We start from the raw sequence: 14,782 nt of genomic DNA on the forward strand, positions 1-14,782 counted from the left end.
ATTTTGATTGATTGTCTAAAACTTTCTGCAAATATGCTTTAAAACGCTTCAATACGCGACCGATTAAAAAAAGTCGAACCCTTTTCTTGAAAAAAAATGGATTAATTCGAGTCTTTTCTAAAATCAGTCGGAGTTTTTCCGGTATATTTTTTAAAAGAAGAACTAAACGACGATTTGGAGTTGAAGCCAACCTTATAGAGAATTTCAAGAATGGTAAGCTCTTTCTGCAGGGGATCTTTTAGAATTTCTTTAGCTTTTTCAATTCTATACTCATTTACGAAATCGAAAAAGTGCTTATCAATATATAGGTTAATCAGCGTAGACAAATCTTTAACGGGCATTTTCAATTGTTCAGCCAAATCCTGAATCGTCAATGAAGAATCCAAGTAAGGTTCCTTTTCAATCATAAAATCTTTCAAGGATTCTATTTGTCTATTTTTTTCCTCATCCATTGCAGGAGGCGATTTCTGTTTCGAGACAGCATCTGCAATCGGTTTAAACTGAGAATTGATGCCCCTAAAAAACTCTGGATTATTTAACGCAGCAAACAGATACCAGCAAGTGCAGAATAAAAACGCAAACCCGTCAAGAGTTACAATCCAAGCTCTTACTTCTCCCAAACCAAAGATAAAAGTAACCAGCCACCTTAAAAGCACTATAAAATGTAAAGCATAATATAGAATTGTTACTCTATAAAGTGCATTAAGCAAAGAGATATCCGGATTCGTATAATTCTCGAGATAGACGGTTTTAGCTTTTCTAACCGCCAAAAATGAAGCGATAAAATAAACTTGAAATAAAATTTCGAAAAGAAAATAAAAAAACTGCATGACAGGCGCCTGATTCATAGCGTTTATGAAACTCACTTTTGCGGCTCTATCTTCAAAATATATCTCCGTCATCATATACAGATTGAAAGCGACAAACGGAATGGCGTGCAGTAAATGCTTCGGTTTCAATCGAAAGCCAGAAAAACAGATCGACAATACATAGAGATAAAAAGAGGCCGGAGCCAAATAGTTGATGCTCCATCGAAATGCTTCGAGATTGATGTAATTAACAGGGAAATCACGCATCAAAAATTTCAATGCATCTGCAGCACATGCAAAAAGAAAAAAGGCAAGAAGGCAATTTGCCAATTTATATTTTGTTTTAACGGTAAACAGAAATAAGGCAAGAAACAGCACCAGAAATATTCCTATAAGTGCCGCTATTTCCAAAAAGCTATATCTGTCCATCGTTTTTTAACTTAGGCGCAATTTAAAATTTAAATGGGAAAGTCTAAAAAAGTAGGGATGATTTTATCCAAATTTTAAAAATATTTTGCTTAAATGCTAAAAGACTATCCGCTAAAGTTTTAAAAAAGAGACTTTTTAAATCCCCTTCTTCGACTCTATCAACGGCCAAAATCAAAATAGACAATTTTACAATACCAATCATAAATGAAACTACAATCTCTCTATCTTAAAATAAGCAAGCTCCTCCTCGTTTCTTATCAGATTGTTTAATCTTTTAAACCCAACTTTTTGCAGCACATTTTGCAATCCGGTGTTCTCGAGATCTGTTATGGCTACAACTTCATTTGTCTTTGTATTTTCAAAACTATATTGAGTCATAGCCCTGCATACTTCTGTGGCAATACCTTTTCCCCAATATGCTCTGCTAAGTACATACCCGATCTCTATCTGATCTGTATTGTGTACAAAAATACGGGCAACACACATTCCGATAAAACTATTATCGAAAGTATCAAATATCGCCCAACGGCTGAGATTTTTGTTTTTATAATTTTCTTGAAGTTCGTTAAACATTTCGGCACATCTTTCTGGTGAAGTATCAGGAAGATATTGCGTCACCTGTTTATCTACAAAAAGATCAAAGAATGTCTGTTTTTCTTCAGGCAAAAATTCGCGGATAATTATTCTAGGGCTTTGATAAATAATATGCATTGGTAGTATTAAAAATAAATAAGTTAGAAGCTATTTTCTAAAATTAGTAACAGAATTTTTCTTTTGTAAATATATCGAAATTTTTTAACCACGAAAAAGCATTCTCTGATTCGAACGAGCAAAACAAAATTAAAAATAGTCCGAATCTTTCATCCAGGTTATTTGATTATCTTCATGAAATATGGGACAAAGAATTATACTTTTATCTCCTTTCTCATTGATAATGTACCAATCTGTAGTAGTATCAACTATTAAATCAAGATATTTTTTTTCCTCTTCTGATTGAGCCAAAACCAAATCATCATCCTCAACTCCTTCTCCCAATAAAATGCTATCTTTTATAGAGAATTTTATATAGTCTGCTAAATGTTCATTTTCAGATGGTTCAGCCAAATAATCAAATTTAAACGAAATATCTCCTGAACTCCTCATATCCCAGTTGGCTTCAACAATCAATCCGATGTTAAGGTCTCTCCAATACAATTCGAATTTCTTCATTTCTTTTTACTTTAGTTTAATTCTCTATTTATAAAACATTCCAAACTTACACCAACCACTCACTAACCAACTTCCTATACGTCTCTCCTATTGGCAAAGCATTCCCGCTTTTCATTAGAATCTGATTTCCATCAATAACCTTAATTTTATCCTTTGGAATAATATACGAACGATGAATTCGAATAAACTGATTCGGAAGTTTCTCCAAAATATCTTTCATATTCTCCAATGCCATAATTTTTTCGTCATTGGTATGGATGCGGATATAATCTCGTAATCCTTCAATATATAAAATATCATTTAAAGCAATTTTATAATGCTTTCGGTCAGCTTTTACAAATAGAAAATCATCTCCCGCTTTTTCAGTAGTTTGAAAAGTTTCCTGCCAGCGAATAAACTTTTCTACACTTTGATAAAAACGATTGAATGTAATGGGTTTCAGCAAATAATCTATCACATGAAATTGAAAAGCTTCAAGCGCATATTGCGGATAAGCAGACATAATGATAAAATTATATTTCTGATTGAACATCTGCATCAATTCAATTCCAGTCAATTGCGGCATCTGGATATCAATAAAAATCAAATCGACCGATTCTGTATTTAAAACTTCAATCGCTTTAAAGACATCACTGTCGGCGTATAAAACATTTAATCTTGAAATTTTAGATGCGTAATCGGCAATTAATTTGACAGCAAACGGCTCGTCATCCAGAATAATGCAGTTTATTTTTTTAGTCATTTTAAATCTATTTCTAATTCAGCCGTAAAATGTTTTTCCTCTTTGGTGATTTTAATTTTGTTCTTTTCGGGATAATGAATCTCTAAACGCTTTTGCAAATTATCCAATCCGATTCCGCCCAAACTATCTTTTTTCTGTGTTCCGATTTTATTTTTCACTTTAAAAATCAATTTTTCAGATGAAACTTTTAGCTGAATTTCTATGGGTTCTGAGTCTGAAACTTCTCCGTGCTTTAAAGCGTTTTCTACCAAAGGTGACAAAATATATGGCGGAATTTCTTCAAATTCATTCTTGATTTCAACATTGAAATCAACTCGAACATTGTCCTGATGTCTCAATTGTTCGAGTTCAATATACGCTTTTATATAATCAACTTCATCTGAAAGTTTAATCTTTTCTTTCTGAGATTCATACGTTGTAAAACGCATAATCTTGCTCAATTTATCAATCGCGACCAATGACTTATCTGACTGAAAATAAACCATGGAGTAAATGTTATTTAAAGTATTAAATACAAAGTGCGGATTAATCTGCGCTTTCAAAAATTTAATCTCGGTATTCTTATTTTCTTCTAGAATAAGCTTATTATATTCCAAAAGACGAATCGAATAAATAACAAACCAAAGAAACGAACTCAAAATAATCGCCATACTGCTGTAATGCAAATTGTCGAGCATATAGTTCAGAAAATTAACATCGGTATAATTTACTTTATCAAATAAAAGTTTGGTTACAATTTGCTCAAAAAAGAATCTCAGAAAAGTAAAAACGAGATACGAAACAAAAACTCCACCAAAAAGCCTTTTCCATTTAAAAGTCTTAAAAACCGTTTTCATTACAATCAAATAATTAAAATAGAATGTAATAATAAAAACGATAAAGTAAGTACAAAGAAAAAGGTCAGGTAAAGAAAATTGTCTTCCAATCGGATTTTTCACGAAAGTGAAATAAAAAATTAAAATCCAATAAATAAGATGAATTATACATTCTAGTTTTTTGGTAACGGTTCCTTTATACATTCGGTATATTTTTAAAACAAAGATATACATTCAACAAAAAGCATTTTTACGGGTTTGCAGATTAATCGAAGGGGTTTGTCGATAAAAGTGGTTTTTGGGTTTTACTTCTAACAGTTTTGCCCTGTAATTAAAATCCAAACCATGAACAGAATTATTTTAGCATCAGTCTTATTTCTATTTCAAATTAACGTATTTGCCCAACAATATTTAGTAAAAGGAAAAATCATCAATCAGAACAAAACACCGCTTGAATTTGCAACGGCAACTTTATTAAAATCAGATAAAATCCTGTACAAACAAACTTCAACTGATAGTTTAGGTAACTTTACTTTAAATACTGAAAAAGGAAACTATAGATTAATTATAGAACAATTTGGAAGCGAATTCAGCAATAAAGAAATAATCGTAAATCAAGATCTTGATTTCGGAACAATCGAGGTGAAAGAATTGGTACAATTAGACGCTGTAACTGTAAAATCAAGAAAAAAATTGGTAGAGCAAAAAGTAGATCGTTTGGTTTTTAATGTCGAAAACTCTGTTGTTGCAACTGGTGGAACTGCTTTGGATGCTTTAAAATCTACCCCAACAGTGAGAGTTCAGAACGAAACAATTTCTATTGTTGGAAAAGGAGAAGTTCTGGTTATGATTGATGATCGTTTGAATAAAATGACTCAGGAAGATCTTGTTGCATTTCTAAGATCGATTCCCGCAGATAACATTAAAAGTATTGAAGTAATTACAACGCCTCCAGCAAAATATGAAGCGGAAGGAAATAGCGGCTTGATCAATATTAAACTGAAGACTGCTAAAGCGAATTCTTGGACCGCAAATCTTGGAACTACTTATACACAAAGAAGTTATGCAAGCGGAAACATAAACGGGTTATTTATATACAATTACAATAAACTTTCGCTTCAAGCTTCAATTAATAAAGGAACAGAGCAATTTCGCACCACTTCAGATAGCCGAATTTATTATCCTAATGAAGTTTGGAAGCAAGATATTGCAACCAAATCAAAAACAAATTTATTAAGCATTGGTTTTGGTGCCGATTATAAGATGACTGAAAACTGGACTTCTGGAGTAAAATATTTAGGAAGTTTTAATGACAGAACATCAGCAAATAATCCGCTCACAAGTCGTTACAATACTGCGGGAGAAATCAATTCTTATTTATTGTCTCAAGTAAATGCACAGAACAAACCGCAAATGAATTCGGTTAACTGGAATAATGTTTTTAATTTAAATAATGAAGGCAAAAACATTACAGTAGATTTGGATTATTTTGACTACCAAAAAGACGATTCACGTGTGTTTTCGGGAAATGAAATGAATAATCAGAAAGAAAATATTCCTGGAACTTATTTTGCGGCAATTAATTCTAACTTGAATCAATTGAAAAATTATTCGGCAAAAATGGATGTTTTCCTGCCTTATTCTTGGGCGAATATTAGCTTTGGCGGAAAAGGATTTTATACGAATACTAAAAATAATTTAACGGTTTTTGACAACGAAACTGGAACTCCAATTCTGGACACCAATTATTCTAATATATTCACGTACAAAGAATACAACGAGGCAATCTATTTTTCTGCAAATAAAAAAATAAGCGAAAAATGGGAAACGCAAATTGGTTTAAGAACCGAAGCGACACAAACAGAAGGCTATTCTGAAAACCTAGATCAAACTAACAAAAACAACTATATCAAATTGTTTCCAACTGCTTATGTAACTTACAATGCGAATGATAACAATTCGTATTCTTTCAATTACAGCCGAAGAATCCGCAGACCTGATTTTGATTATTTGAATCCGTTTGTGATTAGAACCAGTCCATTTTACTATTCTGAAGGAAATCCGTTTTTGAAGCCTTCTATTATAGACAATTTACAATTCTCTTATATTCGCAATCAAAAATGGGTAAATAATGTTTATTTCTCTCAAGTTTCTAATTTCGGGCAAGAATTAGCAATTATCGATCCTGAAACCAACATTACGAAAAGCACGCCAGTTAATTACGCCGACACTTACCAAATCGGTCTTTCAACGTATTACAATTTCAATAAATATACATGGTGGAACAGCTTTATGGGATTCAATCTAAATTATCAAAATGTAAAATCGAGAACCAATTTAATTGCTTCTGTAGATGGTTACAATGGTTATATTTACACCAATAATGATTTTACGGTAAATCCATCTAAAACTCTTTTTCTGGGGTTAAATTATGGTTTGCAATTGCCAGGACGCTATCAGGTTTTTAATATTTCGACTTTAAATGTTTTAGATGTTTCGGTGAAATTTCTAGCTTTAAAAAATAATCTTTCGATTACTTTAACGGGAGAAGATTTATTGAATGCACAAAAGCCTTTAATTTCCTATTATTCAAACGGAGTTAAAAATACGATGAAAAATTATGGAGATACAAGAGCTTTTAGAATTGCTTTAAGCTACAAATTCGGAAACCAAAGTGTAAAATCTAAAGAGAGAAATTTTGGAAATGAAGAGGAAAGGAATCGAGCGAATTAATTTTTCTCAATCATTTTAATGATGATAAACAGCTTTAAACATTACTATTTAATAGTATACGAAGCTGTTTTATCTATTTTAAAAACAGCTAGATAAACAAAAAAAGCAAAATTTATTTGCATATATGACCAATCGGTCACATATTTACATCGTTAAATACAACCTATCATGACAAAAGGTGAAGAAACCAGACAATTTATTATAGAAAAAGCCGCTCCTATTTTTAACACAAAAGGAATTGCAGCAACTTCTATGAGCGATATTATGGAGGCAACCAAACTGTCTAAAGGTAGTATGTATGTTCATTTTGAAAACAAAGATGTTTTAGCTTGTGCCGCCGTAGATCATAATATGAAAATACTAAGCTCTAAACTGGAAATGGCACTTAGAGAAGGAAAAAGCGCCAAAGACCAGCTTTTTGCCTATATCGAGTTTTTTAGTAATCCGATCAATCCACCAGTAATTGGTGGATGTCCTTTGCTAAACTTTGGAACCGAAGCCGACGATACCAACCCAATTGTGAAAGAAAAAGTAAACACCGCTATCAAACGTGGACAGCAACTTTTAACTTCGATTATAGAAAAAGGAATCGCTAATAAAGAATTTGATCCTGAATGGAATGCATCAGAATTTGCCATTGCGCTTTTTGCTATGCTTGAAGGAGGCCATTTAATGTCTCGTGTGTCAGGCAATAACGATAATATGAAAACAATAGAAAAAACGCTTAAAAAAATTATATCTGAAAAATTGATATAATTTTTTTTACTCTAAAAATGACCGATTGGTCATTTTTTTAAAATTAATTAATTATAAAAACAAATACCATGTCAAAAACAATTTTAATTACAGGAGCTTCAAAAGGATTTGGAAGAGCTTGGGCAGAAGCTTTTTTAGCTAAAGGATACAATGTAGCAGGAACTGCTAGAAACCTTGAAACCTTAAACGATTTAAAAGAAAAATACGGAAATGCAATTTTACCTTTAAAATTGGATGTAAATAACCGTCAAGAATCACTAGAAGTGGTTCAAAAAGTAAAACAGCATTTCGGAACTATCGATGTTTTGATCAATAATGCAGGTTACGCACTTACAGGCGCAGTTGAAGAAGCAAGCGAAAGCGAAGCTAGAGAACAATTTGAAACGAATTTCTTTGGGACATTATGGTTAACCCAAGCCGTGCTTCCTATTATGAGAGAGCAAAAAAGCGGTCATATTATTCAAGTTTCATCAATTTTAGGATTGGCAACTTTACCAACTGCAATGGGACTTTACAGCGCTTCTAAATTTGCTGTAGAAGGTTTAAGTGAAACGTTAGCATCTGAAGTAAAACAATTCGGAATCAACGTAACTTTATTAGAACCAAACGGATACGAATCAAATATCTGGCATACTGGAATTACCAGCGAAAGTTTACCTTATTATGACGAAATCAAAAAAGCTCTAGCTGAAAGAGAAAACATATTCGGTAAAGTGCAAGCAACAGCTCCAGCAGTTGTGAATTTGGTCGAATCAGAAAATCCGCCATTACGATTGTTGCTAGGAAAAGTAGCGTTACCATTCGTAAAACAAAGCTATGAGCAGAGATTAGAAAACTGGGAAAAATGGAATGACGTTTCAGTTGAAGCTCATGGTTAATTAATTTCCAATTTAAAATAAGAAAGGCAATCGTATGAGATTGCCTTTCTTATTTTATCTGCTTTATCATCAAATCAAAAATTGCCAAACGTATTTCGATATTTATCCATCACGGTTTTGAACAAATCCTTATTGGATGGTGGCGAAAGCACAATTGCTTTTGAGCCCGAATGAATAGATTCTTCAATATTGTTTAGACTTTTCCCTCCAGTTGCCATTACAGGAAAATCGGGAAATTTAGTCGTAATTTCTTTTACAATTTTAGCAGTATGTGATCCTCCAGAAACATGGAAAATATTTACTCCTGCATCGATTTTTCCTTTTAAAAAATCATAATCAGATGAAGCAACAGTTGCTACAATCGGTATTGCAATTTTTTCTCTTATTTTTTTGATGTCCTTATTTTCAAACGGAATATTTACAATAATTCCCGATGCACCTGCTTCTTCCGCATAAATTGCCATTTCTACCGACTTCTTCCCTTTAGTTGTTCCGCCTCCAACACCACAGACAACAGGTTTTCCAGAGAAATCTATCAGCGTTTTGATTATTTTAGGTGATGGTGGAAAAGGATAAACCGCCAAAATAGCATCGGCATCATTATTTTCAATAAGCGCCATATCTGTCGAAAAAAGGAAAGATTTTAAATTTTCGTTTTTTAGCAACAAACCTTGACAATTTTGGCCAATAATCTCTGGCGTAGTCAACGCTTTACTTACCGTTTTATTTCTTCTGAATAATCGATCCCAGAGAGAGATTTTCTTCTTATTTCCCCAAAATGAATCTGAAATTAAATTGATTTCCATGGTCTTGATTTTTGCATTATGACCAAATTTAGGTTATTGAAATTTATTTTTTTTATAAAATAAATACGAAAAATTACATTCTGTAATGAGTTGGGAAAAATTTGTAGTGAAATAAAATCTGCCTATTAGTTTAATGGGATTTCTAATCTAGGAAACCCCAGATTCTTTTCATCTTCAATTAAATTATAATTTTACAAAACAGGACTATATCGTAAACAAATAGAAATCAAAACCTTATGATTTTCAAAATGAACAGATTGTTATGATTTTTAGAATTGGGTTGCAGAAACCGTTATTCTTTTTTATTTTTATGAAATCGCGTGAAACTCTAATCACTCGATTTAATATTTACAAATAAGAGAAAATTAAAATGAGCAACGACAAAAAACTAAAAGCTGTCGCTTTCGGAGAAGTACTTTGGGATATTTTTGGCAATGAAAAAAAAATTGGTGGAGCGCCATTAAATGTAGCGCTTCGCATGAAAGCCCTAGGCGTTGATTCTAATATGATTAGCTGCGTAGGGAATGATGCAGATGGAGAGGCAATTATAAACGAGGTCAGCAAACTAGGCCTGGAAACAAATACTATTTTGAGATCTGATGATTTCCCGACAGGATTGGTAAATGTAACTTTAGACGAAAGCAAATCGGCTACTTATGAGATTCTTTATCCTTCGGCTTGGGACAAAATTATTCTAAACGAAGAGACGAGAGAATTAGTCGTAAACTCAGATGTTTTAATTTATGGAAGTTTGGTCTGCAGAGATGAAGTTTCTAGAAAAGCATTAGAAGAATTGCTCCACACACATACTTATAAGGTTTTTGATGTCAATCTTCGAAAACCACATTATGATTACGAAACTCTACAGCACTTAATGCAGGCAGCAAATTTCATCAAATTTAATGATGAAGAGCTAATGGAAATAAGCGCTGCCTTAGATTCTCCTTACAATACTTTAGAAGAAAACATGAACTTCATCTGTTCTTTAACCAATGCTACAGCAATCTGCGTGACAAGAGGAAAAGATGGAGCTTTACTTTTATGGGATAAACACCTTTACGAAAACGAAGGTTATACCGTAAAAGTTGAAGATACCGTTGGCGCAGGTGATTCCTTTTTAGGAGCTTTGGTCACTTCACTTTTAAATGGAAAAGAACCGCAAGCGGCCTTAAACTTTGCTTGTGCCACGGGTGCTTTAGTCGCCGGATCTGCAGGTGGAAATCCCGAAATTTCAATTTTTGACATTGAAAATCTGATCAATAAAAACTAAAATAAAAAACTACAGCCTGATTCAAAAAAATCAGGCTTTTTTTATACTTAAAACATTCGTATCCTTATAAAAACATGGGAAATATATAAATTTAAAATGTAATTATTTCTTCCTAATCGATAGAAGCGCTGTAACTTGCATTTTTAAAATAATTAATGAAGAATGATGAAAAAATTACGAATTTCTCTTATCAATATACACGGACTTTTGAAAGGTTCTGGTCTCGAAATCGGTCGAGATGCTGACAACGGAGGTCAGACCAAATACATATACGAACTAGCAGAATTTTTATCGCAACATGAAGATGTAGAACACGTTCATCTTTTTACCAGATTAATAGATGATCCCGCTCTTTCACCAGAATACGCCGTACCTATAGAAATTATAAATGATAAACTAGACATAAGGCGAATTCCGTTTTTGGGGAAAAAGTATAAAGCAAAAGAACAGCTTTGGGAAGGTCTTGATACTTTTGTGAACGGCGCGATGCAACACATCAAACAACACAATATTTTCCCAGATTGGATTCACTCCCACTACGCTGACGCTGGATATGCCGCAGCCGAATTATCAGCCGTTTTAAACATTCCTTTCGCACACACAGGACATTCTTTAGGATTCTACAAAAAGAAAAAACTAATTGAAAGCGGAGAAACGGAAGAAGAACTGGAAAAAAAGTACAAGTTTAAAGCCAGAATCGCCGCCGAAGAAAGAACATTAGAACTTGCAGAATTTATTGTTACTTCTACCGAACAGGAAATTGAAACCTACAAAGCATACAAAAACTTCGAATTAGGAAAATACCATGCCATTTCTCCTGGAATTGATACCCGAAAATTTGTTCCTTATTATTATCAAGAAAACGATTCGGACAAACATATGGAAGAAGCGCAACGAAAATATTGGGTTGCCGAAAGTATTTCTAAATTTTTAACCAATCCGCACAAGCCTATCATTCTGGCACTTTCAAGACCTGACCGTCATAAAAACTTGAACACTTTAATTGAAGTTTACGGAAAAGACAAAGAACTCCAAAGCATGGCCAATCTGGTCATTTTTGCTGGTATTCGAAAAGACATTGCCAAAATGCCAGAATCTGAAAAGAACGTTTTAACAGATCTGCTTCTTTTAATGGATAAATACGATTTGTACGGAAAAATGGCCATTCCGAAGAAACATGATGTTGAAAATGAAGTTTCAATTATCTACCGTTATGCCGCAGAAAAAAGGGGTGTTTTTGTGAATTTAGCTTTGCATGAAAACTTCGGCTTGACCGTAATAGAATCGGCTAGTTCTGGGCTTCCTGTTGTGGTAACCAAAAATGGTGAGCCTTCAGAAATTATTCCGGTTTGTCAAAACGGAGAATTGGTAAATCCACAAGAAGAAAGCCAAATTAAAAAAGCGCTCCGCAATATTCTAACCGATGAAAATAAATGGAAATACTATTCGAATAATGGAGCGATCAATATTCAGAAACATTACAGCTGGGTTAGCCACGTCAATCATTATGTCGAGATAATTAATGAAAACCTTTCTGTTTCCTCAACTGGAATTAAAAAACAGCATTATCCAAATATCAATATCGACCGATTGAAAAGAAAAATCGATCACCTATTGGTATCAGATATTGACGGTACTTTAATAGAACCCAAACTAGCAAATCCAGGTTTAAAAGAATTAAAAGCTCATTTAACCAATCGTACCGATAAAATGGCTTTTGCAATGGCTTCTGGACGCAATTTGGAACTCGTAAAGAAAGTAATTGACGAAGAAGAATTCCCTCTACCCGATTTTATTATCTGTTCGGTTGGAACTGAAATCTATTATACAAACGGAAAGGATTATATTCTAGATAAAGGTTGGGCTAAGTTTCTCTCTGGAAGATGGAAAAGAGACGAAATTGTCAATAAACTGAAAGGCATCAAATGGATTAAACTTCAGGAAGAAGAAGCGCAAAACCCTTTTAAAATCTCTTATTATTATGATAAAGAACATTACGATCATGATGAGTTAATTCAAATTTTAGGGACTGGATGGTACAAAGTCAATATTATTCCGAGTCACGGTCAGTTTTTAGATTTTATTCCGAAAAGGGCTTCTAAAGGAAATGCTATTAAATTTTTATGCCGAAAATGGTCGATTCCTTTAGGAAACGTAATTGCTGCAGGAGATTCTGGAAACGATGTTGATATGTTTAGAGGTTGCAGTGAAAGGAATTATTGTCGGAAATCGAAGTTCTGAACTTGCCGATTACGAAACAACCAAAAATATTTATGTTGCTAAAAATTCAGCTTCAGAGGGAATTTTGGAAGGTTTAAAACATTATAAAGTTATAAAATAAGCTTTGTTGAGTTTAAAATTCTAAACACATAGAAATATAGGTTTTATATTTTGAATTAAAAAAGAGTATTAAAAGAAACTAGTTTCTAACACATAGTAAGTTAGAATTCAACTTTTTTAAAGTTTATAAGAATGAAAATTTAAAGACATAGAATAAAGTCAGCAGTAACTTTGTCAAAGTTCAAAACTTTGACAAAGTTTTACGAGAATCCAATCTTTGTCGAGTTACTTGTGGAGATTTGCTTCGCCAATTCGCTATCGCTCGAGTCTTCCTTCGGTCGAAATGACAAAGATTGTGGTTACTTTGTGCAATACTAAAGTTCCTTACACTTTTGCTTTCAAAACTTTGACAAAGTTTAACGGTTAAAAGATCTATGTTCATTTTAACTAAATAAAATGCCTTTTTTACTCAAAGTAAAGCTATGCTTCTATGTGTTTTAAAAAATTAAAAATATACTAACAGTTTAAAATAAATAATAAAATGTATTCAGGTTCAGGATTTAGCAACTGGGAAATTGGAGATGTTGATGTATTTATAGATGAAAAAGGAATCCATCATTTATTTCATTTAATCATTCCCAATCACGATTATATCGCTCATGCCATTTCAAAAGATGGTCTTTCGTGGAAACGAGTAAAAAACGCATTATTTGTTGGCGATCCCGGAGAATGGGACGACGATATGTTGTGGACGATGCACATTAGCAAAAAATCGGATGGCGAAGGTTATGAAATGTATTATACAGGCCTTAAACGCCAAGATAAAGGAATCGAACAAAAAGTAGGAAGAGCAATTTCTACCGATTTGCTTAATTGGAAAAAAGAAAATCTATACGGACTTCCTTTTAAAAGTGAAGCGCCACATTATGAGGGCAAGAATAATAATCCGCGTCAATGGATAAGCTTTCGTGACCCATTTAAATACCAATACAAAGGAGAAGATTATTTGTTAATCTGTGCCCGAAGCGCCTCTGAACCAACATATCGCAGAGGCTGTATTGGTGTAGCCAAAAGAGAAAAAGAAGGTTATGTGCTGCAAAAACCGCTTCATATTCCGTATGTGTATGATGATGTAGAATGCCCGTGTGTGTTTGAAATTAAAGGAACGCATTATCTTTTGGGATCCATCAGAGAAGATATTAAAATCCGTTATTGGTCTTCGCCAGAATTTAGAGCAGAATATTCTGCATTTCACAATAATGTGCTGATGCCACAAGGAAACTATGCTGCAAGAGTGGTTAAAGATGGAAAACATTTCTTGGTTTACAATTTCTATTTCGCAGACGGAAATGTCAATACACATCGTGTGATTCCGCCACCAAAAGAATTGGATGTCGATAAAAGCGGAAGACTTCTTTTGAAAAGCTATTATTATTGGCAAAAACTGTATCAGAAAACCATACTTCAAAAAGACCTGCCTCTTCCCTTGCCTATTTTAGGAAATCCAACAGCAGAATTTGTTTTGGAAAACGAAAACAAATGGCGATTTGGATGCCGAAGCGGTTATGAAATTTATGGTTTTGAAAAGCCATCAAATGATTTTGTTTGGGAAGGTACATTGTCTGTTGAAGGAATGGGAAAAACAGGCTTTGTCATTGAATGTGATAAAGAAGGAACGGGATATTATATTTCGATTGATTTTATGAATGGTTTCGTGCAGTTTAGAGCGTGGGGATTCAATGAAAAGGATGTGAAGAATAATTTTATCTTTGAAAACATCCAAACCAATCAGTTTGAAATTAGTGACGAAAAACAAATTTCCTTCAAAATTATCCGCTACGGAAATTACTATGAACTTTCGATAAATGACATTGTAAAACTGACTTTATTGGATTTTAAATACAACGAAGGAAAAGTGGGAATCTATGTTTGTTCGGCTGTAATTTCAATAAGCAATTCTAAAATTCACGTTATTCCAGAACCAGAAAACGAATACGCAGCTTCTGATCCTGAAAAATATGATAATGAATTACAACCCAATTCTCTAATATAAAT

The 14,782-nt window shown here is 33.2% G+C and carries 13 protein-coding genes; 7 read left to right on the forward strand and 6 right to left on the reverse strand.

The features are described from left to right. Nucleotides 1-101: 101 nt before the first annotated feature. The 5 genes from ACPWTF_RS00390 to ACPWTF_RS00410 all read right to left on the reverse strand — a co-directional run bounded on the left by ACPWTF_RS00390 (nt 102) and on the right by ACPWTF_RS00410 (nt 4,208). Entirely contained in the window at nt 102-1,238 is a 1,137-nt protein-coding gene (locus ACPWTF_RS00390; RefSeq protein ID WP_427873922.1) for a helix-turn-helix domain-containing protein, read from the reverse strand. A 210-nt stretch (nt 1,239-1,448) separates the two neighbouring features. After that, a complete protein-coding gene (locus tag ACPWTF_RS00395) occupies nt 1,449-1,949 on the reverse strand; it encodes a GNAT family N-acetyltransferase (protein WP_427873923.1) in 501 nt (166 codons plus the stop codon). Between the two features lie 129 nt (nt 1,950-2,078). Then, nucleotides 2,079-2,447: a hypothetical protein gene (locus ACPWTF_RS00400; protein ID WP_427873924.1), complete on the reverse strand. Its 369-nt coding sequence runs from the start codon at nt 2,445-2,447 to the stop codon at nt 2,079-2,081. A 46-nt stretch (nt 2,448-2,493) separates the two neighbouring features. Then, a complete protein-coding gene (locus ACPWTF_RS00405; RefSeq protein ID WP_427873925.1) occupies nt 2,494-3,189 on the reverse strand; it encodes a LytR/AlgR family response regulator transcription factor in 696 nt (231 codons plus the stop codon). Beyond that, on the reverse strand, nt 3,186-4,208 hold the full coding sequence (locus tag ACPWTF_RS00410; RefSeq protein WP_427873926.1) for a sensor histidine kinase: 1,023 nt from the start codon (nt 4,206-4,208) through the stop codon (nt 3,186-3,188). Before ACPWTF_RS00410 ends, ACPWTF_RS00405 begins: the two co-directional genes overlap by 4 nt. A 141-nt stretch (nt 4,209-4,349) precedes the next feature. On the opposite strand from ACPWTF_RS00410, the gene ACPWTF_RS00415 reads away from it, so the two are divergent. From ACPWTF_RS00415 to ACPWTF_RS00425, 3 genes are all read left to right on the forward strand, one after another. Next, nucleotides 4,350-6,737, forward strand: coding sequence for a TonB-dependent receptor domain-containing protein (locus ACPWTF_RS00415; RefSeq protein ID WP_427873927.1), 2,388 nt, complete (start codon nt 4,350-4,352; stop codon nt 6,735-6,737). 168 nt (nt 6,738-6,905) lie between these two features. Next, nucleotides 6,906-7,493 carry a TetR/AcrR family transcriptional regulator gene (locus ACPWTF_RS00420; protein ID WP_427873928.1) on the forward strand — a complete coding sequence of 196 codons (588 nt, stop codon included), beginning with the start codon at nt 6,906-6,908 and terminating at the stop codon, nt 7,491-7,493. 68 nt (nt 7,494-7,561) lie between these two features. Then, complete coding sequence (locus tag ACPWTF_RS00425) at nt 7,562-8,371, forward strand: SDR family NAD(P)-dependent oxidoreductase (protein WP_427873929.1); 810 nt, start codon at nt 7,562-7,564, stop codon at nt 8,369-8,371. A 74-nt stretch (nt 8,372-8,445) separates the two neighbouring features. On the opposite strand, the gene ACPWTF_RS00430 is transcribed toward ACPWTF_RS00425, so the two are convergent. Then, nucleotides 8,446-9,177: a hypothetical protein gene (locus ACPWTF_RS00430; protein ID WP_427873930.1), complete on the reverse strand. Its 732-nt coding sequence runs from the start codon at nt 9,175-9,177 to the stop codon at nt 8,446-8,448. Nucleotides 9,178-9,547: 370 nt separating this feature from the next. Between ACPWTF_RS00430 and ACPWTF_RS00435 the strand changes: the two genes are divergently transcribed. The 4 genes from ACPWTF_RS00435 to ACPWTF_RS00450 all read left to right on the forward strand — a co-directional run bounded on the left by ACPWTF_RS00435 (nt 9,548) and on the right by ACPWTF_RS00450 (nt 14,780). Continuing rightward, nucleotides 9,548-10,447 (forward strand): carbohydrate kinase family protein, encoded by a 900-nt coding sequence (locus ACPWTF_RS00435; protein ID WP_427873931.1) that lies wholly within the window; start codon nt 9,548-9,550, stop codon nt 10,445-10,447. Between the two features lie 162 nt (nt 10,448-10,609). After that, entirely contained in the window at nt 10,610-12,688 is a 2,079-nt protein-coding gene (locus ACPWTF_RS00440) for an HAD-IIB family hydrolase (RefSeq protein ID WP_427873932.1), read from the forward strand. Next, complete coding sequence (locus tag ACPWTF_RS00445; RefSeq protein WP_427873933.1) at nt 12,630-12,788, forward strand: HAD family hydrolase; 159 nt, start codon at nt 12,630-12,632, stop codon at nt 12,786-12,788. Before ACPWTF_RS00440 ends, ACPWTF_RS00445 begins: the two co-directional genes overlap by 59 nt. 480 nt (nt 12,789-13,268) lie before the next feature. Continuing rightward, nucleotides 13,269-14,780 (forward strand): glycosyl hydrolase family 32, encoded by a 1,512-nt coding sequence (locus ACPWTF_RS00450; RefSeq protein ID WP_427873934.1) that lies wholly within the window; start codon nt 13,269-13,271, stop codon nt 14,778-14,780. The last annotated feature ends 2 nt before the right edge of the window (nt 14,781-14,782 follow it).

The organism is Flavobacterium sp. MMS24-S5 (genome assembly GCF_050320125.1).
Taxonomy (GTDB): domain Bacteria; phylum Bacteroidota; class Bacteroidia; order Flavobacteriales; family Flavobacteriaceae; genus Flavobacterium; species Flavobacterium tyrosinilyticum.